The following is a 23,853-nucleotide window of genomic DNA, read 5'->3' as shown; positions in this document are numbered from 1 at the left end:
AAAGAGTAAATGAGCGAAAAATTACAGAAGGTTTTAGCGCGAGCTGGTCACGGCTCTCGTCGTGAGCTGGAAGCTTTAATCAGAGCAGGTCGTGTAAGCGTTAACGGCCAAGTCGCGAAATTGGGTGAGCGTCTAGAAGACGAAAACTCAGTGATTCGTATTGATGGTCACACTGTATCAGGTAAAGCGTCTGAAGAAGTGGTTTGTCGCGTACTTGCTTACTACAAGCCAGAAGGTGAGCTTTGTACTCGCCACGACCCAGAAGGTCGTCGTACTGTGTTTGATCGTCTACCTAAAATCCGCGGTTCACGTTGGATCTCGGTAGGTCGTCTTGATGCGAACACATCAGGTCTTCTACTTTTCACAACTGATGGTGAGCTAGCAAACCGTCTAATGCACCCAAGCCGTCAGGTTGAGCGTGAGTACCTAGTACGTGTGTTCGGTGAAGTGACTGAACAGAAGGTTAAGAACCTAGTACGCGGTGTTGAGCTAGAAGATGGCATGGCGCGTTTCGAAGACGTCGTTTACGCTGGTGGCGAAGGTATGAACCATACTTTCTACGTAGCGATTAACGAAGGTCGTAACCGTGAGGTTCGTCGTCTTTGGGAATCACAAGAAACAACAGTAAGCCGTCTAAAGCGTGTGCGTTACGGTGATATCTACCTAGACAAGAAACTGCCTCGTGGCGGTTGGAAAGAGCTCGATCTTCAAGAAGTAAACTACCTACGTCAACTGGTAGAGCTTAAGCCTGAGAAAGAGACGCTACTAGACCTTGACCCTTCGAATACATCACGTAAACGTGAGCGTTCTCGTAGCCAGAAGATTCGTCGTGCTGTTAAGCGTCACGAAGAGCGTGCAAATGCACCAAAAGGCCGTAGCAACCAGCCTAAGCGTAAGAAGCCAGCAACTCGCGGCACAACAACGCCAGATGCAGGTCGCAGCGCACCGAGCAGCAAGGGCAAGCCAAGCAACTCTCGTTCAGGAAATGGTTCTCGTGGCAACAACACGAACCGCCCGAACAAGCCAGCTAAGCCAAGAACTCGCCAGTAATTAACGACTTCTTTTGAATACTAAAAAACCTGCTAACTTAGCAGGTTTTTTTACATCTGGAAGAAAGGGAAGATGCGGGATGAGAGTAATCGAGTAGCGAACAAACTGACTCAATCGGCAGTATGTGCGCGCTTCGCATCTCTCATCTGGTTTACGAGCATCTATTAATCTCTTCACAACTAGTATTTCGCTTAAGCGAATCTACAAGTCTTCTCGCATCTGATTTTTTATTTATGATTCGAGAAGTTATCGCCTTTTGCCATGCGATCATAAAGAATCACGTTTACCGCTGCGGCTAAGTTCATACAACCATTGGTTGGAACGTAAATCGTCTCGCGACAGAAATCGGTGATCTCTTTCTTCAATGTGCCGTCTTCAGGGCCGAAAATGTAGAATGCGCGAGGAGGGTGCTTGTATTCAGGCAGAGGCTTAGCGCCTTCAATCAAATCAACAGCAACAGGTACGCACCCTACCGGAATAATGTCTTTTAGGTCTTCAACACCAATCAGTGGTAGCTCTAAGTGCTTCTCTTTAGTGTCGGTATGGAATTGACGTGCGTGGTCGTAGCGCGTGCCTGTATAGAACACAGAATTTGCGCCGTAACAACCTGCTGCACGCATAACCGAGCCTACGTTTTCTGGCGTTTTTGGGTTTACCAAGCCAATACAGGCATAGCCTTTTGACTGAGTATCAGTTTTTGCTTTGGTCATAATTGGTAATGGTGAAATCGGTGACAAAAATTAGCCGAGCACGGAGCTCGGCTAAGATATTGGTGTGCTCATTGAATAGAGCAGCACAAGCTTAAGTTCTAGTCACGCTTCCACAGCATGTGGCAGAACTTATGGTCTGGGTCGCGGCTGATCAGCATACGCGCGAAAACGTCATCTAAAACGTCGTCTTCTTCGTTTACTAGACCAATGCGAATTTCAGCGTAGATCTCTTTGTCGACTTCAAAGCCAACATGACCGACCCAATCGTCACCCGTTTCAACAAGTTCAGCAGCGCCGCGATCTTCGAACTGTGCAGTGAATAGAATCACGTCTGCAGGCTCTAGGTTATCCGGTGCCATCTCTAGGAAGATGTCGTATGCAGTGTCGATTGCATCATCATAAGACATTAAGTCATTAGCTTCGGTCATATCAGTATCTTAGCTTGCGCGGTTCATGTATTTACGTTCAGCAGTGTTGATCACAACTTTGTCACCCGTTGCGATGTACTCTGGAACTTGAACAGTTAGGCCTGTCGCGAAACGAGCTGGCTTAGTACGAGCAGATGCAGAAGCGCCTTTGATAGACGGGTCTGTTTCTTCGATAACAAGCTCAACAGAAGTTGGAAGCTCAAGTGTTGCAGCGTTACCATCGATTAGGATTGCGTACATACCTTGAGTTTCTTCGTTGATGAATAGAAGCTCGTCTTCGATCATCTCGCCGTTAAAGATGTACTGCGTGTAATCTTCGTTGTCCATGAAGATGTACTCGTTGCCATCAACGTAAGAGAACATTACAGCGCGCTTAGTCACATCGATAGTTTCAACGATTTCATCAGCCTTATGGCGAACTTCAGCTTTTACGCCTGTTGCTACGTCGTTACCACGGAAACGGTAGATCTTTTGACCACCACGACCGCCTGGTGTTGTGATTTCGATATCTTTAACTAGAAGCGTTTTGCCATCTACGTCGATCGCAAAACCTTTTTTAATTTCACTTGCTCTAGGCATTTTGTGTTTATCCTTATTGGTTCTATCCGATGATTATATCTCGGAGAACCTATAAATAGGAATAGCTTGAATCATAAAGTCTCCTAAGCGATCATAGAGAAATAGTTAAATCATTCAATTTATTGACGAACTCACTTATGCAGCTACCTGTTATTGACCCGAAAGTGCCTTTCCAGCCTGAGTTTCAACTTGTGGTAAACGACCTGATTACATTTTTGAAAAGTGGCTTAGGTTCGAATCTGCACAGCGTTTACATCTATGGCAGTGTAGCGAGGAAAACGGCAAAACCTGGGCATTCTAATCTTGATGTTGTTGTAGTCACGCACCGTTCGTTTGCCGATCAAAGAACCACGCTACTCAATACGATTAAGTGGCGCTTCCAAAAGAGCTTTCCTCAGGTAACGCAAGTCTCTATTAAAACAGCGCTAGTCAGTGAAATTGCCGACTTCGAGAATATCTTCACTTGGGGCTTTATGCTTAAGCATCTAGCGGTATGCGTACATGGCGAGGATCTTTCAGATTGCTATGGCGACTTCGAGACCAGTTGGGAGATTGCTAAACATTGGAATATGGATGTTGAAAACTGGTTAGCGGTTTACCGTAACAAGATTGCCCGAGCCGCGACGCCGGAAGAGCAGATTGCCGCGCAAGTTATCATTACGAAAAAGCTACTTAGAGCCAGTTATTCGCTGATCATGTACCGAGATAAGTATTGGTATGACGATCCACGCGAATGTGGTCAACAGTTTCTAAAATATCATCCAGATCGAGAGGTTGAGATTCAACGCTTAGGGATACTTCTTGCAGGCAAACCGGTACCGAAGCGTTCTGTAATCGGCATTCTCGATGGCTTTGGTGAATGGTTGGTAAAGCAGTACGAGAAGACCGAGTTTAGGATTGGTTAGAAGCCAGTGAATGAAAGAGAGCAGAAGCACGGCGCTTCTGCTTTTTTATTTGGGATAAGTGGATTCAGAACAACCCTAGTTGTTGACCGCTGACTTGTTCAAAATCGAGTCCGATAAACGGCAATATCGCTTCCGCGACAGGTTTAAGCTGCTTATCGATGTAATGTTGATAGTCGATGCCGCTCTTCAAATACTCTTTGGGTTCAGGGCCGTTTAACGTAATTAAATACTCGATGCGCCCTTTGTTTTGGTATTGCAGAGGGCGGCCTAGCTTTTCGTTTATCTCATCCGCCATGCGTGCAGCACGAACTTGGGGCGGAATGTTCTTCTGATATTCGTGCAGCTTTCGTCTTAGCCGTTTTTGATAAACCAGCAAATCGTCGTGTTTGCCAGCCGCTGTTTCATCGACAAAATTACGGACGTAGTCGGTTGGGTCTTGGTCATGGAAAACCATCTCATACAAAGTCTGTTGAAAGCGTTGGGCGAGTGGCGTCCAATCGGTACGGGCACTTTCTAGCCCTTTGAAGACAATCTTCTCGCTGCCTTCTTCGCCAATTAGACCTGCATAGCGTTTCTTTGAGCCTGTCTCTGATCCGCGAATGGTGGGCATCAAGAATTTGCGATAGTGAGTTTCGTACTCCAGTTCAAGAATAGAAGTCAGGTTGTATTTGTCTTTGAGGTGTTGTGTCCACCAAGCGTTGATATACGCGACGAGTGATTGCCCGATCTCATCCGCATCTTCTTGACTGTAGCTACCATTCAGAGACACGAATGTAGAGTCAGTGTCACCATAGATAACCTGATAACCTTTCTCTTCGATAAGTACCTTGGTTTGTTTCATGATCTCATGCCCGCGCATGGTAATCGACGACGCCAAACGAGTATCGAAGAAGCGGCAGCCAGATGAGCCCAAAACCCCATAGAATGAGTTCATGATGATCTTGATCGCTTGCGAGAAGGCCTTTTCATTGTTCTTCTTTGCAACATCACGCGCAGCCCACAAGGTTTCGATCATTTCAGGTAGAAAATGTTTATTTCGATGGAACTGTCCACCCCGAAACCCCTCTACGGCTTGGTCGTCATCGCGGCCAATCTCTTGTTTCAATCCTTCGATCAAGCCCATTGGATCAATTAGGAAAGAACGAATGATAGATGGGTATAGGCTCTTGAAGTCGAGTACCAGTACCGAGTCATAGAGATTGGGGATTGAGTCCATGACATAGCCACCTGGGCTAGCAATCCAGTTCTCTGGTTGTAAGTTCGGCGCAATGTAGCCAGCTCGATGAATCTGAGGCAAATAGAGGTTGGTAAAGGCCGCCACAGAGCCACCAACTTTATCCAGCTCAACACCAGTTAAGCGAGATCGTTCAATAGCAAACTCAATAAGATGTGTATGTTCAAAGATGCGATTAACCAACACGCAGTCTTGAAGGTTGTACTTGGCAAGTGAGGGTTTATCGAACCTAAACATTCGATTAATTTCATCCATGCGGTCGTGTACATTGTGGATGTCTTTACCTTCACCGAGTAGCTCTTGAGAAACCGATTCTAGAGACCAAGACCTGAAGTGGTAGGTCGCGGTTTTGAGCATATCGATACCGTCTAAAACCACACGTCCAGGGATAGTGATAAACCCTTGCTGACTTTGAGCAGAACTGCGGAAGAAGCTAGGTTGACTATCGCGACCAATATTGAGCTTTATTTTGTTCCATTCAGCACGCTTGTGAAGCAGTCGGAAATCAAAATCAATCACGTTCCAACCGATAATGACGTCCGGGTCGTAACGTTTAAACCAATCAATCATGGCTTCTAATAGTGCCGCCTCGTCTTTAACCCACTGAATAGGCGTATCGGCTTCCTGTTCTGGGCCTACCATGATGACGCGACTATCCATTGAGCTATCTAGGCCAATAGAGTAGAGGATGCCTTTCTCGGAGCACTCGATATCTAATGAGACGACGGATAGGGTCGGTAAGTAATCACCTGCTCGACATTTAGTGTTAGTGACCCTCTGGTGTTGAGTTCGAGAAGTGACGTTTCCAGTAAATTCAATGCTGCCTTTAATGAACCTTTCCATTAAGAAGCGATCGGCGAGACGAATATCGGCTTCAAACGTAGTGACAGACTCTTGATTGAAGGCTTGGTTTAAGGTGTTGCTTTCGCGGACGAGCCGTGTGTAGCAACCAGCTAGCGGCGTGTGTGAGAAGTTGGTGAGTTCCAAGGCTTTTATCTCACACTCGATCCCCGCTTCCTTGGCGAGTTTGGTACAAGCGTCGATATTCGATTGTTCTATGAAGAAGATAGGGCGCTCGCCTTTAACGGTAAGCAAAGTTGGCCCATTCGGGGTACTGACCCAAATATCGATTTGAGTCTGACCTGAAAAGTCTCTTGCTTGTCTTGTCAGCACAAAGCCTTGCTGAATATCCAATATCGTCGCCTGTAGTATTTACTGCTGTTAAAACAAGATGCGATTCTAGCACTTAGTGTCGAGGCTGATACAAAAGTCGTTCAAAATAGCCAGTTTTTTTTGCTTTTAGCGACTCGATAACGGGACTTATCGAGCAAAAAGGTGAATTTGTAACAATTGTTCAAATCGCGGTATTGAAAATATATTTATCTTGTGTAAATTAAATGGTCGGCATCTTAACTGATTGTTTTTTAATAAAGCTTAGTCGAATAACTGTGGTTCTTGTAAATAAGTACTTGCTAAAGTTCGTGTTTCAGCACATATTCAACAGAGCTTTTTTTAACGATTTACGTTAAGATGTACAGCAATGCTGCGATCCACTGTTCCTTTATTCAATTGTTTCAATTAGATGAATCAATACGGTGGTTGCAGAGCCAATTAATAGTGTGGAGATACAAGTTTGATAAATGTTTTCCTTGTAGATGATCACGAGCTGGTTCGCACAGGGATACGACGTATTATTGAAGACGTCCGTGGAATGAACGTAGCAGGGGAAGCTGAAAGCGGTGAAGAAGCTGCAAAGTGGTGTCGTACTAACAATACAGACGTCATTTTGATGGATATGAATATGCCTGGCATTGGTGGCTTAGAAGCAACCAAGAAGATTTTACGCTTTAACCCAGACATTAAAATCATCGTTTTAACTGTTCATACGGAAAATCCGTTTCCAACTAAAGTGATGCAAGCTGGAGCTGCTGGTTACCTTACTAAAGGGGCAGGTCCGGACGAAATGGTCAATGCGATTCGCGTAGTAAACAGCGGTCAGCGTTACATTTCACCAGAAATCGCGCAGCAGATGGCACTGAGCCAATTCTCGCCTGCCTCTGAAAATCCATTCGCTGATCTTTCTGAGCGTGAACTTCAAATTATGATGATGATCACCAAAGGTCAGAAAGTAACGGACATTTCAGAACAACTTAATCTAAGCCCTAAGACAGTGAATAGCTACCGCTACCGACTGTTTAGTAAACTAGACATCAGTGGTGATGTAGAGCTTACTCACTTAGCGATTAGACACGGAATGCTAGACACCGAGACCCTCTAGCACTGAGATTATATAGTGACATCCTCATTTGACTCAGTCTCATTCCTAAAGACCGTAACAGAACAGCCTGGCGTTTATCGTATGTATAACGCCGAGGCTGTTGTTATTTACGTCGGCAAAGCAAAAAACCTTAAGAAACGCCTCACTAGCTACTTTCGTAAAAAAGTAGATAGCGAGAAAACGCGTGCATTGGTTAGCAATATTGCTAAGATAGACGTAACGGTTACACATACCGAGACAGAAGCCCTAATCCTCGAGCACAACTACATTAAGCAGTACTTACCTAAGTACAACGTTTTGCTGCGCGATGATAAATCTTACCCTTACATTTTCATCAGTGGTCACAAACACCCAAGGCTGTCGATGCACCGTGGTGCAAAGAAGAAAAAAGGTGAGTATTTCGGACCTTATCCTGATTCTGGGGCAGTGCGTGAAACCTTGCACTTGCTGCAAAAGATATTCCCAGCTCGACAATGTGAAGATACCGTTTATGCGAATCGTACTCGCCCTTGTTTGATGTATCAGATTGGTCGATGTGCCGCGCCGTGTGTCAGTTCAATCATCTCCGATGAAGAGTATGCAGAACTGATTGGCTACGTTCGTTTGTTCTTGCAAGGGAAAGACAATCAAGTGTTGGAGACTCTGGTCCAAAAAATGGAGCAAGCAAGCCAACAACTCAAGTTTGAACAGGCAGCGACATTCCGCGACCAAATTCAGGCGATTCGTCGAGTACAAGAGCAACAATACGTATCTGACGATTCAATGGAAGATATGGACGTACTCGGCTTTGCGCAAGAAAACGGAGTCGCTTGTATTCATATCTTGATGATTCGTCAGGGTAAGGTGTTGGGTAGCCGTAGTCATTTTCCAAAGATCCCAAACAATACGGTTAGGGAAGAGGTGTTTTCAAGCTTCTTGAGTCAGTACTATCTGGCACATAATGAAGCGAGAACCATCCCAACTCGTTTGATCCTCAATGCTGACTTGATTGAAGATGTGACTCCGATTCAACAAGCTTTGTGTGAAGTCGCGGGTCGAAAGATCCACTTCAATACCAATCCTTCCGGAACACGAGGTCGTTACCTCAAGTTGTCGAACACCAATGCGTTAACGGCAATAACAACCAAGATTAATCATAAAATGACGATTAATCAGCGCTTTAAAGAGCTTCAAGATGTCTTGTCTATGGATGCCATCAAGCGTATGGAGTGTTTTGATATCAGTCATACCATGGGTGAGAGCACTATCGCTTCTTGTGTCGTATTTAACCAAGAAGGTCCAGTGAAGCAGGAATACCGTCGTTACAATATCACGGGTATCACCGGAGGCGATGATTATGCTGCAATGGGTCAAGCGTTAGAGCGTCGTTACTCCAAGCAATTGGATGTGGATAAGATTCCCGACATTATCTTTATCGATGGTGGTAAAGGGCAGCTGAACCGTGCTCATGAAATTATTTCTCAATACTGGGGAGATTGGCCTGTTCGACCAAGAATGATGGGTATTGCAAAAGGGGTTACCCGTAAGCCGGGTCTTGAAACCCTAATCACTCTGGAAGGTGAAGAGTTTAACCTGCCAACTGACGCGCCAGCTTTGCACCTAATTCAGCACATCCGTGATGAGAGCCATAACCATGCAATCGCTGGTCACCGAGCGAAACGTGGTAAAACACGTCGCACGAGTGCGCTTGAAGGAATTGAAGGGGTGGGGCCAAAACGTCGCCAAGCTCTGTTGAAATATATGGGTGGACTGCAAGAGCTTAAGCGTGCAAGTGTTGAAGAAATAGCCAAAGTGCCGGGCATTAGTCATTCTTTGGCAGAAAACATTTATCAAGCATTGAAACAATAGTAAAAATCCCGCACCATAAACGCGCAATGGATAAGAGCCTAATAATATGCGTTTGAATATACCCAACATTTTGTCCCTACTGAGACTTTTCTTAATCCCAGTATTCGTTATCGTTTTCTACCTACCTTATCAATGGGCTCCTTTTGCAGCTGCGATGGTTTTTTGGGTGGCCGGATTTACTGACTGGCTCGATGGCATGCTAGCGCGTAAGCTAGGCCAAACTTCTCGTTTTGGTGCCTTTATCGACCCTGTTGCCGATAAAGTTCTCGTAGCAACGGCTCTGATTCTGATTACTGAACACTACCACTCAATTTGGGTGACGATTCCAGCAGTAACTATGATTGCACGTGAAATTATTATTTCAGCACTTCGAGAGTGGATGGCAGAAATTGGTAAGCGCGCAAGTGTTGCGGTTTCTTGGGTAGGCAAGGTTAAAACTGTATCTCAGATGTTTGCCTTATGGGTTCTGATTTGGCGCTATGACGACTGGATGATCTGGGTCGGTTACGCCGCGCTTTATATCGCAACTATCCTGACATACTGGTCAATGGCTCAATACTTAATGGCAGCCAAAGATGATTTGTTGGATGAACAACATCATTAATTGAGAAAAGCGAGCTTAGGCTCGCTTTTTTGATCTTTGAATTTCACCATCGACGTAATCATATGACGTAACAGTGTGATGGTGATCAACTTTAATCGCCTATTCCAGCGACCTTTTTGTACATTAAGTTAGCTATTTAGCCCTTTTCGTATAAATACTATTCAAACGAATTAAAAATACAAAAATAGTGTTGACTCAATCGTGTGATTCCGTAGAATGCATCCCGTACCCAAGAGGATGGCATTGAGCGATTTGATTGGAGTTACTAAGGCGCCTTGGCAGAGTGGCTATGCAGCGGATTGCAAATCCGTGGACCTCGGTTCGACTCCGGGAGGCGCCTCCATTCAAACCTTGAGTTTGAATACTATGCGACACTAGCTCAGCTGGTAGAGCGCAACCTTGCCAAGGTTGAGGTCACGAGTTCGAACCTCGTGTGTCGCTCCAGATTTTGTAATGTTGATTGGCATCGACATTAAGATGGTGTTTACGAATCGTAACGGCATCGCAATAAAGAATTGCGTGCCCTGGTGGTGGAATTGGTAGACACAAGGGATTTAAAATCCCTCGGCGTTCGCGCTGTGCCGGTTCAAGTCCGGCCCGGGGCACCATCTATAAAGTCTAAACTTAGTTTAGCAAATGCGACACTAGCTCAGCTGGTAGAGCGCAACCTTGCCAAGGTTGAGGTCACGAGTTCGAACCTCGTGTGTCGCTCCAAATCAAAAAAAGCTCATCGGAAACGATGAGCTTTTTTGCATCTGGAACATGGCAAAGCTATTTGAGCCATTAGGTCACGAGTTGACCCCGTGTGCTAGCCGGCCGCGACGCTCCAAATTAAGAAAGGCTCACCGGAAACGGTGAGCTTTTTTGTATTCCGATGTTTGAAAAATTCACGCGCTGTTTGAGATTCCCTATGAACTCGTTCCTCGCTCTAGGGAATGACGGTTGACTGGGAGTTATCTTCGTCATCCTCGGTCGTGAGGAACGAACGAGTCGGGGATCTTCTGTCTAATCACTCGTTACGTCCTTTCTGGTTAGTCCTTTAACATAATATGCAGTCTTAGGCTCTATGAGATTCCCTATGAACTCGCCCCTCGCTCTAGAGAATGACACGGCTGATTAGGAGTTATTTTTTCGTCATCCTCGGGCGTGAGGAACGAACGAGCCGGGGATCTATTCCGTTTCGCGACGAGTTTACCCATCCCTCGTATTTATACACCCAATATTAAAAACTATTGATAGTGTGTTAAAAACTATGTTACCTTCCCGCCCAATCTCGGAATGGACAACGATTGCTTCTGGGGGATACGCGCAGTGACCATTCAGGCTGATTGTGACACTGCGTAGGGTAGGTATCAGTTAGTTCTTTAACTGATAGACGGGATACTTATGGCGCTTGATGCCATGTTAATGGGAAACCCAACATTGAACTCACTTAACACAACACTGCGAATCAGCTTTTCACATCCAATTGGGCCGGTACTTCACCTTTGCCCGATCCTTCAAAACAGTAGCATTACTGAACCTTGATTTTACGCTAAGTAAATTTTGCTGTCGTTAGACGGCGCTTTGTCGTGTTTGTCATTTGACTTACGCGGGCGTACAGCTATACCTCACTTCTAGCAATGTGCTGTTAGGAGGGAGTATGAATACATTCAAGGGATTTTTTATGACTACCGCCTTTGAAGTCGATACAAATACTATCGCACACTCGTTTTCAACTTCAGTTCCAGTTGTTGAAGGCACTTATGATCTTACTCCAGACGCTATTTTGCTTGAACAAGAGCAAAACGAATCGGCAGTTCGTTCTTACCCAAGACGTCTACCGATTGCAATAAAACGCGCATATGGTGCTCTGGTTGAAGATACCCGTGGACAAATTTTCCTAGACTGCCTTGCCGGTGCAGGGACGTTAGCACTGGGTTATAACCACCCAGAGATTAACCAAGCATTAAAAGCTCAGTTGGATTCAGGTCTACCGTATCAAACCTTAGATATCACAACTCAAGCGAAAGAAACTTTTATCAATCGTGTTAAAGGGTTCTTACCACAAGACTTTGCTGAAAATTCAGTGATTCAATTCTGTGGCCCATCTGGTGCTGATGCGGTTGAAGCTGCGATCAAGTTGGCGAAACAGACTACTGGTCGTAACACTATGTTTGCTTTCCGTGGCGCGTACCACGGGATGACCAACGGTACTATGGGCATGATGGGTAACTTGGGCACGAAAGCGCGTCGTAGCGGCTTGATGTCTGATGTGCACTTTATGCCATTCCCATACAACCTTCGTTGCCCATTCGGTCTTGGTGGTGAGCAAGGTGCTCAGGCAAGTCTTCGATACATCGAACGTCTACTTGCGGATGACGAAGCGGGTATCATGAAACCTGCCGCGATGATCGTTGAGCCAGTACAAGGTGAAGGTGGTGTAATTCCAGCGCCTGCTTCTTGGTTACGTGGTTTAAGACGCATCTGTGATGAGCACGGTATCCTACTGATTTTTGATGAAATCCAGTGTGGTGTGGGCAAAACAGGTCATCGCTTCGCATTTGAAGAGTCCGGTATTAATCCCGACATCCTATGTCTATCGAAAGCGATAGGCGGCGGCCTACCAATGTCACTGTTGGTTTTCGATAAGAGCATTGATACTTGGAAAGCGGGTGAACATACCGGCACTTTCCGCGGCAACCAACTGGCAATGGTGTCGGGTGCGAAAGCATTAGAGATTATTGAGCGAGATAACCTTGTTGAGCACGCTAATATTGCGGGTCAATATCTTCGCCACGGTTTAGAAAAGCTACAGCAGCGTGTTGACTGTATCGCTGAAGTTCGTGGTAAAGGCTTGATGTTAGGTGTTGAGATTCAAAACCCTAACGGTGAAAAGAACAGTTTTGGTGAGCCAGTTGCTGACGGCGAGCTGACTCTTAAAATCCAGCGTGCAGCACTTGAGCGCGGCTTGATGGTTGAAAAAGGTGGACGTGAAGGCTCTGTTATTCGCTTCCTTCCTCCAATGATCATCAGTTTCGAACAGATTGATTTTGCCCTTCGCGTGATGGAAGACGCGATTCTTGCAGCAGGTGGTAGCCATGTTGAATCTGGCAGTGCAAACGGTGAATGGAAAAAACACTTCATTCATACAGGTGTAGGTGGCAGCGACGAATTTGAAAAGGTTCTTAATCAAACCACTCAAGCAATGAAGTCGGTGTTCGAACAAGTGGATGCCCCATATTCAGGTCTCGAGCCTAAGTTACTAGAAGCCGCAATTAACGAAGTCGATCTTGATAACGTTCAAGGTTCACTGGTTGATGTGGTAGAAGATACGGCTGACTTGGTTGCCAAGAACTCTATCTTTGTTCAACACCCTGACTGTATTGCACACCTGCATACACCGCCATTGATGGCATCTGTCGCTGCTGAGTCTATGATTGCGGCACTTAATCAGTCAATGGACTCCTGGGATCAGGCATCTGCGGCAACTTATGTTGAGCAGAAAGTGATTGATTGGATGTGTGGCAAGTACGAACTGGGCGAAAATAGCGATGGCATTTTCACAAGCGGCGGTACCCAAAGTAATTTAATGGGGCTGCTACTTGCACGCGACTGGATCGCGAACAAAATCGATAACCACTCGATTCAAAAACTCGGTCTCCCAGAGTACGCACAAAAATTACGTATCCTTTGCTCTAAAAAGTCTCACTTTACAGTCCAAAAATCGGCTTCTTTGTTAGGCTTGGGCGAAAGTTCGGTGCGCTGTGTTGATACTAACAGTAACGGTACCATTAAAACCGAATTGTTAGAGAAAGCGATTAAAGAGCTAAAAGACGATGGCCTGATTCCATTCGCAGTCGTAGGCACGGCAGGTACAACCGATCACGGTGCGATTGATGACTTAGAGTCGATTGCGCAGATCGCTCAGCAACAAGAGCTGTGGTTCCATGTCGACAGTGCTTACGGTGGCGCCTTGATCCTCAGCAGCCACAAATCTCGCCTCAAAGGTATTGAGAAAGCGGATTCTGTCAGTGTGGATTTCCATAAGCTGTTCTATCAAACGATCAGCTGTGGCGCGCTGTTGCTGAAAGATAAGCAAAACTTCCAGTTCTTACTGCATCATGCTGACTATTTGAACCGTGAGCACGATGAACTGCCTAATTTGGTTGATAAGTCGATTGCAACGACCAAGCGTTTTGATGCGCTCAAAGTCTTTATGACGATGCAGAGCGTGGGGCAGGCACAACTGGGTGAGATGTATGATCACCTGTTGGCGCAAACACTTCAGGTTTCCGATCTAATTCAAAACCGTGAAGGTTTTGAGCTATTAGCCGAACCTGCATTATCGACAGTGCTGTTTAGAGCGGTTAATAGCGACGTAACGGACTTAGACACCTTTAACCAAACATTAAGATTAGAGGCTCTGACTCGTGGAGTCGCGGTACTGGGTGAAACTATGGTCGATGGCAAGAGCGCGTTGAAGTTCACCATCCTAAATCCATGCTTAGACATGGCAGACTTCGAATCTCTAATTACAAAAATTCATAATCTAGCGGCTGAGCTAGCAGAACAACAAGGGTAATAAATATTATGGCAATTCTACAAATTGGTGCAGGTGGCGTAGGTTGGGTTGTTGCACATAAAGCGGCACAAAACAACGACGTTCTGGGTGACATTACTATCGCATCTCGTACTATCGCGAAGTGTGAAAAGATCATCGAATCGATCAAAGGTAAAAACAACCTTAAAGATTCAACTAAGAAACTAGAAGCACGCGCTGTAAACGCAGATGACGTTGATGCACTTGTTGCTCTAATCAAAGAAGTTCAGCCTGATCTAGTGATCAACGCAGGTCCTCCATGGGTAAACATGGCGATCATGGAAGCGTGTTACCAAGCAAAAGTATCTTACCTAGATACGTCAGTAGCGGTTGACCTATGTTCTGAAGGTCAGCAAGTTCCTCAAGCTTACGATTGGCAGTGGGGTTACCGTGAGAAGTTCGCAGAAGCGGGCATCACAGGTATTCTTGGTGCAGGTTTCGATCCAGGTGTGGTTTCAGTATTTGCTGCTTACGCGGTTAAGCACCTGTTCGATGAGATCGACACTATCGATGTCATGGACGTTAACGCTGGCGACCACGGTAAGAAGTTTGCAACTAACTTCGATCCAGAGACAAACATGCTTGAGATCCAAGGCGATTCTTTCTACTGGGAAAACGAAGAGTGGAAACAGGTTCCATGTCACTCACGTATGCTAGAGTTTGATTTCCCGAACTGTGGATCTCACAAAGTATACTCAATGGCGCACGATGAAGTTCGTTCAATGAAAGAGTTCATCCCTGCAAAACGCATTGAGTTCTGGATGGGCTTTGGCGACAAGTACCTAAACTACTTCAACTGCATGCGTGATATCGGCCTACTGAGCCCAGATCCGCTAACACTGCACGATGGTACAGTGGTTCAGCCTCTGCACGTTCTTAAAGCATTGCTACCAGATCCTACATCACTTGCACCGGGCTACACAGGTCTAACGTGCATCGGTACATGGGTACAAGGTAAGAAAGACGGCAAAGAGCGCAGCGTGTTCATCTATAACAACGCAGACCACGAAGTGGCATACGAAGATGTAGAGCACCAAGCGATCTCTTACACAACTGGTGTACCAGCAATCACAGCTGCACTTCAGTTCTTCCGTGGTGAGTGGGCAGACAAAGGTGTGTTCAACATGGAACAGCTAAACCCAGACCCGTTCCTAGAAACTATGCCGGGTATCGGTCTAGATTGGCATGTTCAAGAGCTTGAAGCAGGCCAAGGTCTTCCTGTGATTCATGAGTTGAAAAAATAAGAACCGTTTCTTGTTTTGATTGCTAATTAAAGGGGACATGGATTGTTCCCTTTTCGATGATGGTTTCCTTAAAGCTTTGGTATCATTTATTTTGATTTTGTAACTCACTACGTTCGAACAGGACAAAATCAAAATAAATCACACCAAATGTTTAATTTACCTTTCCATCTTTAGATGCTGCTTGAGCGCGTATAGAAAATGACATTTAAGAAAGAAGAACTTAAAACCCCATACTTTATGATCAACGAAGATAAGTTGATTGAGAATCTAGAGAAAGCAAAACAGCTTAAAGAGTTGTCTGGCGTTAAGCTTGTGTTGGCCTTGAAATGCTTCTCTACGTGGGGCGTATTTGACATCATTAAGCCTTACCTAGATGGCACGACAAGTTCTGGCCCGTTTGAAGTAAAGCTAGGTCATGAGACCTTCGGTGGTGAAACACATGCATACAGTGTGGGCTACAGCGAAGATGATGTACGTGAAGTAGCAGACATCTGTGACAAGATGATCTTCAACTCGCAAAGCCAGCTTGCGGCTTACCGACATATTGTTGAAGGTAAGGCGTCTATTGGTCTTCGCCTAAACCCTGGCGTTAGTTATGCAGGTCAAGATTTAGCAAACCCTGCTCGTGAGTTCTCTCGTCTAGGCGTGCAAGCAGACCACATCAAACCAGAAATCTTTAATGACATCGATGGTGTAATGTTCCACATGAACTGCGAGAACAAAGATGTGGATGCGTTTATTGGCTTGCTAGATTCAATCTCAGAACAGTTCGGTGAATACCTTGATAAGCTGGACTGGGTGAGCATGGGCGGCGGTGTCTTCTTTACGTGGCCAGGTTATGACATTAAAAAGCTAGGTGCTGCACTAAAAGCATTTTCTGAGAAGCACGGCGTTCAAATGTACCTTGAACCCGGTGAAGCGATCATCACTAAGACTACAGATCTTGTAGTGACTGTGGTTGATATCGTAGAAAACGTAAAGAAAACCGCAATCGTTGATTCTGCGACAGAGGCACATCGCTTAGATACGCTTATCTATGACGAGCCGGCATCTATCTTGGAAGCGTCAGAGAGTGGCAAGCATGACTACGTAATTGGCTCTTGTTCTTGTCTTGCGGGCGATCAGTTCTGTGAAGCAAGCTTTGATGAGCCACTAGAGATTGGTCAGCGTCTGCACATTTTAGACAGTGCTGGGTACACAATGGTGAAGCTAAACTGGTTTAACGGTTTACGTATGCCTTCTGTCTACTGTGAGCGCTCAGGTGGCGAAGTACAGAAGCTAAACGAATTCGATTATTCAGACTTTAAGCGTTCATTATCGCAATGGTCTGTAAAATAGATTGAAATAAAAAGAGCAACCGATGGGTTGCTCTTTTTGTATGGGATTAGAGAGTCTTAGTTAAACTCTTTTACCAGTCGAACAAGTGGGGAAGGGACATTGTCTGGGTCAGTGATCACTTCCAAGGCTTCGTCAAAGTCGATGATCAGACCTTCGTAATGACTATTGACGCTATGAGCATCTGGTGTATTGGTCCAATAAGGTTCATTGGTCGTCGTCGGGAAGAAGGTTAGGTTGATCGCTGGTCGAGTGCAGCGGTAATCCACAATTGAGCTCAGTTCTTTGATGTTTGGAAGCCTAAAGCCGGGCCGGCCCGCAATTGTTGTTAGCGTGCTGTCTTGTGTGGCAACCAAAGCATCGCTCCAGTTTTGGTACTTTAGCGCAGTTCCGTCACAAGTATCTGTAGACGCATTGTATGTTTCGCCTAAGTTACACTTTGACCATAACAAGTTAGTTGTTACGTCCAGCAGAGTGCCATCCTTGCGATCAATAAACTGCCCGTCTTGATGAGAAGCTGTTTGAGTCGTGACACATGTTTGAGCGATAGCATTCACGCTTAGTAGAGTGGCGATAGCGCCTAAGCATAATTTCAATTTCATTACTCGATTCCTCCACTTACAGCGACGATTCCTGTTGAGCCTGTGATGTTCTTGTTACATAGTTCCAATTCACCGGTTTGAGAATCGATACATCTCGCACTACCGTCTTGCTTTACTGAGCTCGAGTGAGTGAACAGATGATCTCCAAGGTTAGGGAAGAAATTCACTGAACCACTCGGCGATGTGCCAACGTTGAAGTTAATGAATGAACGTGCCTCAACTGGCGAAGGTAGACGCCAATCGGTGATACCACATATCGCATAGCTATTTAGACTTGAAATATAGCTGCTGGTGTTACAGTTGCGAGTGCCTGAGTTGTCATTCGGGTATGCGCATTCAGACGAAATCGGCCCTTCACTATATAGTGCATCGTTGGGAGCCCCTGCGTATCCCCCATTGGTTGTCCCATCTGCGTCGTACCAAGTATACGTATACGATGAGCTACGCCACATTGAAGATTCAGCACCATATGGGTAAGGGTAAGCGTCTGGATCGTTCTTATGGTTTTCAACCCAAGTGTCGATATCAGATTGGCTAGGTAAAGCTGTTGGAGCTTGTTTTGCTTCTATATATAGCCCAGTGTGTTCATCCTTTACACAGCGCCAGTTTGTCGAACTTGGATCGATTGGGTTGCCGTGAGCATCGATTTTGGTATAACGGAAACCATATTCGCCATCCGAGTGCTCGATATCATCTGCTGTATCCAAGCCATATTTCGCATCTTGATTTGGATGGCTGGCTGGTGGGGTAGTGCTATCGAAAGTGGTACCGTCGTAATAGGTTACGTAACCAGTGTCATTGAAATTCTTCTGGCCTGGAATATAGAAGGCTAGCGTGTTTTTCGCTGAGTCAATCGTAGCATTCCCTACTTCTGTCATGGTGTAAATGACGGATTCACCACCCTCGTTAAAGCCATCATCTTTAGCAGAGAAAGTAATGTCTGACGTTAGGGTTTCTGCAGAGAGCGTAACGTTGAGGCTCGCCATATCAACTGTGTAGTCGTCGGATGCCGCAATACCGGTTTGAACCAAGGTAATTGTGACGTCTTGGCTTGAATAGTTACTTAGCACCATTTGTTGCACAACGCTATCACCTTCAACGACAGTACTTAGGCTATTGCTAAACCCGATAGTAGGCTGGCTGTTCGCATCGTTGATCGTTACGGTCGTTTGGTTGTTGGTAATGGTGTACGTCGAACTTGAAGGAGCAGTAATCGAGTATTGGAGCGTCTTAGCGCCTTCAAAGACATTATTGTGTAATACATTAAGCGGCAGCGTTGCGGTTGTTGAACCTGCCGGGATAGTTACAACGGAGCTACTTAGCGGGTCATAATTTCTAAAGTCGCCAGTAGAACGAGCAGTGACATTTGAAGTCGTAATAGTTAGGTTTACATCGCTAGTGAGCGCTTCTGAAAGTGTGACAGTCACGCCTTCTGTACTGGAACCTGAACTTGGCTCGGTCACGCTAAGCGTCTCTGGGATGGAAATACTGACTGCTGTCGGGTTGGTGGAACCATCACCACTATCTTCATGGCCACTTTGACAGCCTGTGAAAAGTGAAGTTAGAAGGATTACTGAGACGGCATTAAGAGGCCAACTCGGCTTGTTTCTATCCATGTATGAACCTAAGTGACTAAGTTGATGAAAGTAGCCGTATGGTAACAAAAAATATAAGCAAGTAGGTCTGTTTCACTAGTTAAAATTATGATTTACGTAGAATTTATATAGAAATTTTGTAAGTAATGTAAGAATTGAAAGGGATTTATAGGATGCGCTAAAGGGAAGGCAGGTTATGTCTTACTCCTCCGGCAATTTGTTTCACCGGAGGAGAAAGTGAATTAACTCTCAATCATAACGCGTGTATCTTCGCTCAGTGTCTCAAGTTCGTTTGCGACGTCTTGGATTGGTAACTCTAGAGGGAGTTTTACGGCAATCTTAGCGGTGAACAGACTTGAGCTGACACCGCCGCCACCTGCGATAAATACGCGATGACAGTCCATATCGAGAATCGTAATACCTTGGCCATCTAATACGTGGGTGACTTCGTTGACGATACCGGCGCGGTCATTCGAATCTAAGCGCAGGTGATGGATCGTATCTTGTACTTGTGGAGAGTGGTCGGCATCAACAAATTGGACGGTTAAGTCTATATTGGCACTAAATGCCTCTTTAACCATGGACTCGTTGATTGCTGGAAGCTCTATTTTGATTACACCAGCAACTTGATCCTCAATGAAATTCACTTTACTGATTAGCCATTTGCCCCCGTTTTCATGGGTGACTGCGGCGAGTTGCTTGATGGTTGCAGGTGATGCCTTACCAATAAAGTTTACGATAAATGTACTATTCATATCAGCCCCCAAAGATTCAATTGAACGCCCTTAATAAGCGTTTGAAATAACGAGATAATCTGTCCTACTTACAGTTTAGAAGCTGGATTAGAACAATATTTGACCTGCGTCAATTTTTGAAACTAAGCCGCAGCGCGAAACAAGTTAATGAAGAGTAGGGCACAAAAAAAGCGACTCGTAAGTCGCTTTTTAGGAAGATTTGCATTCATTGAGTGATTTAGAAGGTGACTTTGAAGTTCATACCGACAAACTGCGAGTCGTATGCAGCACCAGCATCGTATGCGAATTTAGCCGCATCTTGGTTACCCCACCAAGGGTTAGTGTTCAGATTGACTTCTGCATCGCCACCCCAAGCATCACTTACCCAGTAATGAATATGACCAACAGGGTTCAAGAAGAACAGAGAAACATCACCCATAGTTTTAGAACCCATCACTTCACCACCGGTCATAACGATGTCTTGCTCAGCCTCTAGCATCAGCTCACCGACAACCGCACCGAAGAATGGTGTAATGAAAAGGTCCTGCCAAGATGGGATTTCTGCAAATGCTTCTACACCATACTCCCAGAAGAAAGTCGACATGGTCCAAGAGTACATGAACGATTCAAACTCGTTGTAACCAGCGTGGCGAGCTGCAGTATAGTAAACACCACCAAAGTATGGGTGCATTACGTAGTTCAGGAAGTGTTCATCTCGATCCCATACCGGACCATCAGAGACGTTGTCTTTCCATTTCTTACCAAGTTTACTTAAGTCACGCTGGTCATCATCCCATTTGGTGATGGATTCTGGTAGAAACGTCATTAAACCTACAGTCGCAACACTAAGACCTAGAATGGTATAAGTTTGACCCATTAGGTAGTCCCAGTCTTTCTCGTCACTAACGGTAAGATACATAGGCTGCTGGATACTGAAATCGTACTCGTCGCTTGATTCGCTCAGCGCATAATTGGTGCTTGGCTTGTAGGTATACAAGTTATCATTTACGCAGTACTCTTGAGTACAATCATCCGAGTATGAAAGGTTGAATGGTTGGTCGAAATCGTATTGGCTTGCAACCGAGTTCGCTGACATTAACAGTGAAAATGCAGCAGTAACCTTTGCTAATAACGGTGATTTGGCCACAAGGGTCTCCATGAAAGTTGATAGGTTGAGCGAAGTCACAATTATCCATTAATTGCCTGATTTATGGAACTAATAATTGTGTGCTTTCTGAAAGATAATCTTAAATTTCACATCATTAATACTTGTGAAATGACTTAAATGCCTAAACATTGAAGATAGACCACTTTAAAAATAATGCAGCGTCTTTATATGACAGCAAGGGATGAAAATATGACCAAAATCGCAATGTTAAGTACAGGTGAAGAAGTTCTTCACGGAGACATTGTAGACACGAATGCCGCTTGGATGTCCGCTGAGTTCTATCAACACGGCTTTGCATTGGCAAAACGTTCCACTGTCGGTGACCAAATGGGTGCGCTGGTGGAAGAGCTTTTGATGCTGAGTTTTAACTACGATGTGGTCATCGTTAATGGTGGGTTAGGGCCAACGACGGACGACATGAGTGCCGCAGCAGCAGCAAGCGCGGCCGATCAAAAACTGGTTCTTTTTCCTGATTGGCTGCAGCGTATGGAGAGTATGTTTGCAGCGCGTGGCGCTAAAATGCCAGACAGTAACCTGAAACAAGCTATGCTGCCTGAAAGCTCACAGATAGTCGATAACCCTGTCGGCACAGCTTGTGGTTTTAAACTTAAAATTAATGACGCGACCTTCTACTTCACTCCTGGTGTTCCGAGTGAGTTTAAAAAGATGGTGAAAGATCAAATTCTACCGGATCTATCGCGAAGCTACCCAGAAATCAGTGCTTTTGAATGTAGCAGGCTCTACACCTTCGGACTCTCTGAATCCGGTATCTCAGATATTCTAGACCAGCTTAAGTTACCTGAAGGGTACGAATTAGGTTACCGTTCTTACTTACCCTTTATCGAAGTGAAACTATTCGGGCCTAAATCGGGCCTTGAGGTTCGTGTAAAACTGCTTCAGATGGTTCATAAGCTCTTAGAAGGCAATGTCGTGAGTGTCGACGAGCCAATGGTTGAGCATTTAGGCCACCTATTGAGTGAAAAACACAAAACCTTATCTGTGTCAGAAGTGTCGACTAAGGGAGCTTTATCTGCATGGTTACAGTCCGACGAAAACCTTGAAAACTGTTTTGGCCACTCTTGGGTAATGGCGGAGAGTAAAGGCAGCGAGATTGATAAAAGCGATCCTCTGGCTGCAACATTGGCCTTAGCTGGAGCGACAAGAGAGAAGTGTGCCACGGAGCTCGCTCTTGTGACTGGCAAACTCGAAGATAAGACCTTCAGTGTAGCGTTGTCGACGCTAGCAGGTGAGTGGGGGCAAGTATTTGAATTTCACCGCTCATACAATCGAGAAGACTCTAGAACGGTAATCAAAACGGTTGCCGCAGACATGTTGCGTAGGCACTTAGAAAATAAACCTATGTTTGGTCAGTTCACTTCGCTTAAACGCATCAAAGAGCTGTTCATTCCTAATTCTGTTTTATGACAACAGGCTTGTAACGTTAGAACCAATATATGATAAAGGGCCCGATAATATTAATTATCGGGCCCTTTGTGTTTTGATGTCTTTATCGAACTATTTCACTGCTAAGCGCGTTTCTGCTTGTTGCGATGAATCACGTTGCTCAATGACAACTCTGTTTTGGCTTTACAAATACAAGGCAAAATCTCGTTGCTTTGTGTGTAAGCCATAGCAAAACCAACGTACTCGACTTGACCTGAGTCTAACGTGCAGCGACAAGCGCCACAGTGACCATCTCGGCAGTTGTACTCAGGCTCAAGTCCTGCCTGCTCCATGGTCTCTAACAGAGTGTTAGATGGGTTAGATTCAATCGTGATGAGTTTGTTGATCTTCAGTGTTGGCATTACAGTTCGAAACCTTCGAAGTCATCAGCACTTACTTCGTTGTCGATTTGACCAACTAGGTAAGATGAAATTTCTGCTTCCTGTGGTGCTACTTGAACGTTATCAGAAGATAACCAAGCGTTGATCCACGGGATAGGGTTAGACGTTGCTTCTGGATAAGCTGTACCTAGACCAACCGCCTGCATACGAATGTTCGTAATGTACTCAACGTATTGGCAAAGGATGTCTTTGTTTAGACCGATCATAGAGCCATCTTTGAATAGGTATTCTGCCCACTCTTTCTCTTGCTCTGCTGCATCTTTAAATAAGTCGAAACACTCTTGCTTACACTCTTCAGCGATCTGCATGAATGAGAAGTCATCTTGACCGTTACGCAGCAGGTTAATCATGTGCTGAGTACCGGTTAGGTGAAGCGCTTCATCACGAGCGATTAGCTTGATGATTTTCGCATTACCTTCCATTAGCTCACGTTCTGCAAACGCAAATGAACATGCAAAACTTACGTAGAAACGGATAGCTTCTAGAGCATTAACAGACATCAGACATAGGTACAGTTTCTTCTTCAGCTCGTATAGAGATACTTTGATCTCTTCGCCGTTGATGTTGTGTGTACCTTCACCGTAGCGGTGGTAGTCAGAAGTCAGTTTGATTAACTCGTCGTAGTAGTGTGCGATGTCTTTCGCACGCGCTAGGATGTGTTCATTTTCAACGATGTCGTCGAACACAACGCCTGGATCATTCACAATGTTGCGGATGATGTGCGTGTAAGAGCGAGAGTGGATCGTTTCAGAGAAAGACCAAGTCTCGATCCAAGTTTCAACTTCTGGTAGTGATACCAGTGGAAGTAGCGCTACGTTCGGGCTACGGCCTTGAATTGAGTCAAGAAGCGTTTGGTACTTCAGGTTTGAGATGAAGATGTGCTTCTCGTGCTCTGGTAGCTTGTTGTAGTCGATACGGTCGCTAGATACGTCAACTTCTTCTGGACGCCAGAAGAAAGACAGTTGCTTCTCGATAAGCTTTTCGAAGATTTCAAATTTCTGTTGGTCGTAACGCGCTACGTTTACAGATTGACCAAGGAACATAGGTTCTTTTAGTTGGTCATTTTTTGTTTGGGTAAAAGTACTGTAAGCCATGAATGCCTCAAATCCTTTC

19 protein-coding genes and 4 tRNA genes are annotated in these 23,853 nt (G+C 45.2%); 13 read left to right on the top strand and 10 right to left on the bottom strand.

Annotated elements, in window-relative coordinates; genetic code table 11:
• Positions 1–9 precede the first annotated feature (9 nt).
• Positions 10–1,050: a 23S rRNA pseudouridine(2605) synthase RluB gene (rluB, locus tag VFDL14_RS19780; protein ID WP_032549307.1), complete on the top strand. Its 1,041-nt coding sequence runs from the start codon at positions 10–12 to the stop codon at positions 1,048–1,050.
• A gap of 227 nt (positions 1,051–1,277) precedes the next feature.
• Here the strand turns inward: rluB and VFDL14_RS19785 are convergent, their stop codons facing one another.
• From VFDL14_RS19785 to yeiP, 3 genes are all read right to left on the bottom strand, one after another.
• Positions 1,278–1,760 (bottom strand): RNA methyltransferase, encoded by a 483-nt coding sequence (locus tag VFDL14_RS19785; protein ID WP_032549306.1) that lies wholly within the window; start codon positions 1,758–1,760, stop codon positions 1,278–1,280.
• Positions 1,761–1,858: 98 nt separating this feature from the next.
• Positions 1,859–2,188 carry an HI1450 family dsDNA-mimic protein gene (locus tag VFDL14_RS19790; RefSeq protein WP_032549305.1) on the bottom strand — a complete coding sequence of 110 codons (330 nt, stop codon included), beginning with the start codon at positions 2,186–2,188 and terminating at the stop codon, positions 1,859–1,861.
• Positions 2,189–2,197: 9 nt separating this feature from the next.
• The gene (yeiP, locus tag VFDL14_RS19795) at positions 2,198–2,767 is read right to left on the bottom strand and encodes an elongation factor P-like protein YeiP (RefSeq protein ID WP_032549304.1); all 570 of its coding nucleotides are present in this window, start codon (positions 2,765–2,767) and stop codon (positions 2,198–2,200) included.
• A gap of 137 nt (positions 2,768–2,904) precedes the next feature.
• Between yeiP and VFDL14_RS19800 the strand changes: the two genes are divergently transcribed.
• Positions 2,905–3,672, top strand: a complete 768-nt coding sequence (locus VFDL14_RS19800) for a nucleotidyltransferase domain-containing protein (protein ID WP_032549303.1) — start codon at positions 2,905–2,907, stop codon at positions 3,670–3,672.
• A 64-nt stretch (positions 3,673–3,736) separates the two neighbouring features.
• Here the strand turns inward: VFDL14_RS19800 and VFDL14_RS19805 are convergent, their stop codons facing one another.
• Positions 3,737–6,100 carry a DNA polymerase II gene (locus VFDL14_RS19805; protein ID WP_032549302.1) on the bottom strand — a complete coding sequence of 788 codons (2,364 nt, stop codon included), beginning with the start codon at positions 6,098–6,100 and terminating at the stop codon, positions 3,737–3,739.
• 439 nt (positions 6,101–6,539) lie between these two features.
• Between VFDL14_RS19805 and uvrY the strand changes: the two genes are divergently transcribed.
• The 10 genes from uvrY (at position 6,540) to nspC (ending at position 16,800) form a co-directional block, all read left to right on the top strand.
• Positions 6,540–7,184 (top strand): UvrY/SirA/GacA family response regulator transcription factor, encoded by a 645-nt coding sequence (uvrY, locus tag VFDL14_RS19810; RefSeq protein WP_032549301.1) that lies wholly within the window; start codon positions 6,540–6,542, stop codon positions 7,182–7,184.
• 15 nt (positions 7,185–7,199) lie between these two features.
• The gene (gene uvrC / locus VFDL14_RS19815; RefSeq protein ID WP_084181804.1) at positions 7,200–9,032 is read left to right on the top strand and encodes an excinuclease ABC subunit UvrC; all 1,833 of its coding nucleotides are present in this window, start codon (positions 7,200–7,202) and stop codon (positions 9,030–9,032) included.
• 46 nt (positions 9,033–9,078) lie between these two features.
• Complete coding sequence (gene pgsA / locus VFDL14_RS19820) at positions 9,079–9,636, top strand: CDP-diacylglycerol--glycerol-3-phosphate 3-phosphatidyltransferase (protein WP_032549299.1); 558 nt, start codon at positions 9,079–9,081, stop codon at positions 9,634–9,636.
• A gap of 269 nt (positions 9,637–9,905) precedes the next feature.
• A tRNA-Cys gene (locus VFDL14_RS19825) sits at positions 9,906–9,979 on the top strand.
• A gap of 25 nt (positions 9,980–10,004) precedes the next feature.
• Positions 10,005–10,080: transfer RNA gene (locus VFDL14_RS19830), tRNA-Gly, on the top strand.
• A gap of 77 nt (positions 10,081–10,157) precedes the next feature.
• Positions 10,158–10,244 (top strand) — tRNA-Leu (locus VFDL14_RS19835).
• Between the two features lie 30 nt (positions 10,245–10,274).
• Positions 10,275–10,350 (top strand) — tRNA-Gly (locus VFDL14_RS19840).
• A 952-nt stretch (positions 10,351–11,302) separates the two neighbouring features.
• On the top strand, positions 11,303–14,200 hold the full coding sequence (locus tag VFDL14_RS19845) for a pyridoxal phosphate-dependent class III aminotransferase (protein ID WP_032549728.1): 2,898 nt from the start codon (positions 11,303–11,305) through the stop codon (positions 14,198–14,200).
• An 8-nt stretch (positions 14,201–14,208) separates the two neighbouring features.
• Positions 14,209–15,462, top strand: a complete 1,254-nt coding sequence (locus VFDL14_RS19850) for a carboxynorspermidine synthase (RefSeq protein WP_032549298.1) — start codon at positions 14,209–14,211, stop codon at positions 15,460–15,462.
• A gap of 198 nt (positions 15,463–15,660) precedes the next feature.
• On the top strand, positions 15,661–16,800 hold the full coding sequence (gene nspC / locus VFDL14_RS19855) for a carboxynorspermidine decarboxylase (protein ID WP_032549296.1): 1,140 nt from the start codon (positions 15,661–15,663) through the stop codon (positions 16,798–16,800).
• 56 nt (positions 16,801–16,856) lie between these two features.
• On the opposite strand, the gene VFDL14_RS19860 is transcribed toward nspC, so the two are convergent.
• From VFDL14_RS19860 to VFDL14_RS19875, 4 genes are all read right to left on the bottom strand, one after another.
• Positions 16,857–17,399: a DUF1566 domain-containing protein gene (locus VFDL14_RS19860; protein WP_032549295.1), complete on the bottom strand. Its 543-nt coding sequence runs from the start codon at positions 17,397–17,399 to the stop codon at positions 16,857–16,859.
• The gene (locus VFDL14_RS19865; protein WP_032549294.1) at positions 17,399–19,015 is read right to left on the bottom strand and encodes a Calx-beta domain-containing protein; all 1,617 of its coding nucleotides are present in this window, start codon (positions 19,013–19,015) and stop codon (positions 17,399–17,401) included. Before VFDL14_RS19865 ends, VFDL14_RS19860 begins: the two co-directional genes overlap by 1 nt.
• Before the next feature lie 221 nt (positions 19,016–19,236).
• Positions 19,237–19,749: a glycine cleavage system protein R gene (locus tag VFDL14_RS19870; RefSeq protein WP_032549293.1), complete on the bottom strand. Its 513-nt coding sequence runs from the start codon at positions 19,747–19,749 to the stop codon at positions 19,237–19,239.
• A 217-nt stretch (positions 19,750–19,966) separates the two neighbouring features.
• Positions 19,967–20,875 carry a DUF3943 domain-containing protein gene (locus VFDL14_RS19875; RefSeq protein WP_032549727.1) on the bottom strand — a complete coding sequence of 303 codons (909 nt, stop codon included), beginning with the start codon at positions 20,873–20,875 and terminating at the stop codon, positions 19,967–19,969.
• Positions 20,876–21,085: 210 nt separating this feature from the next.
• Here VFDL14_RS19875 and VFDL14_RS19880 point away from each other — a divergent pair, with 210 nt between their 5' ends.
• Positions 21,086–22,321, top strand: a complete 1,236-nt coding sequence (locus tag VFDL14_RS19880) for a CinA family nicotinamide mononucleotide deamidase-related protein (protein ID WP_032549292.1) — start codon at positions 21,086–21,088, stop codon at positions 22,319–22,321.
• 101 nt (positions 22,322–22,422) lie between these two features.
• Here the strand turns inward: VFDL14_RS19880 and yfaE are convergent, their stop codons facing one another.
• Together yfaE and nrdB are read right to left on the bottom strand one after the other, a co-directional pair.
• Positions 22,423–22,701, bottom strand: coding sequence for a class I ribonucleotide reductase maintenance protein YfaE (yfaE, locus tag VFDL14_RS19885; RefSeq protein WP_032549290.1), 279 nt, complete (start codon positions 22,699–22,701; stop codon positions 22,423–22,425).
• Positions 22,701–23,834: a class Ia ribonucleoside-diphosphate reductase subunit beta gene (gene nrdB, locus VFDL14_RS19890; protein WP_032549288.1), complete on the bottom strand. Its 1,134-nt coding sequence runs from the start codon at positions 23,832–23,834 to the stop codon at positions 22,701–22,703. The genes yfaE and nrdB overlap by 1 nt, the downstream gene beginning before the upstream one ends.
• Positions 23,835–23,853 lie beyond the last annotated feature (19 nt).

The sequence above is a fragment of the Vibrio fortis genome (assembly GCF_000695685.1).
GTDB lineage: Bacteria > Pseudomonadota > Gammaproteobacteria > Enterobacterales > Vibrionaceae > Vibrio > Vibrio fortis_A.
Note: the sequence above shows the minus strand (reverse complement) of the source record. Positions and strands in the feature narration are given on the sequence as shown.

Coding starts and splice junctions, on each gene's coding strand:
- rluB (WP_032549307.1), top strand. CDS start 10: ATGAGCGAAAAATTACAGAAGGTTTTAGCGCGAGCTGGTCACGGCTCT.
- VFDL14_RS19785 (WP_032549306.1), bottom strand. CDS start 1,760: ATGACCAAAGCAAAAACTGATACTCAGTCAAAAGGCTATGCCTGTATT.
- VFDL14_RS19790 (WP_032549305.1), bottom strand. CDS start 2,188: ATGACCGAAGCTAATGACTTAATGTCTTATGATGATGCAATCGACACT.
- yeiP (WP_032549304.1), bottom strand. CDS start 2,767: ATGCCTAGAGCAAGTGAAATTAAAAAAGGTTTTGCGATCGACGTAGAT.
- VFDL14_RS19800 (WP_032549303.1), top strand. CDS start 2,905: ATGCAGCTACCTGTTATTGACCCGAAAGTGCCTTTCCAGCCTGAGTTT.
- pgsA (WP_032549299.1), top strand. CDS start 9,079: ATGCGTTTGAATATACCCAACATTTTGTCCCTACTGAGACTTTTCTTA.
- VFDL14_RS19845 (WP_032549728.1), top strand. CDS start 11,303: ATGACTACCGCCTTTGAAGTCGATACAAATACTATCGCACACTCGTTT.
- VFDL14_RS19850 (WP_032549298.1), top strand. CDS start 14,209: ATGGCAATTCTACAAATTGGTGCAGGTGGCGTAGGTTGGGTTGTTGCA.
- nspC (WP_032549296.1), top strand. CDS start 15,661: ATGACATTTAAGAAAGAAGAACTTAAAACCCCATACTTTATGATCAAC.
- VFDL14_RS19860 (WP_032549295.1), bottom strand. CDS start 17,399: ATGAAATTGAAATTATGCTTAGGCGCTATCGCCACTCTACTAAGCGTG.
- VFDL14_RS19865 (WP_032549294.1), bottom strand. CDS start 19,015: ATGGATAGAAACAAGCCGAGTTGGCCTCTTAATGCCGTCTCAGTAATC.
- VFDL14_RS19870 (WP_032549293.1), bottom strand. CDS start 19,749: ATGAATAGTACATTTATCGTAAACTTTATTGGTAAGGCATCACCTGCA.
- VFDL14_RS19880 (WP_032549292.1), top strand. CDS start 21,086: ATGACCAAAATCGCAATGTTAAGTACAGGTGAAGAAGTTCTTCACGGA.
- yfaE (WP_032549290.1), bottom strand. CDS start 22,701: ATGCCAACACTGAAGATCAACAAACTCATCACGATTGAATCTAACCCA.
- nrdB (WP_032549288.1), bottom strand. CDS start 23,834: ATGGCTTACAGTACTTTTACCCAAACAAAAAATGACCAACTAAAAGAA.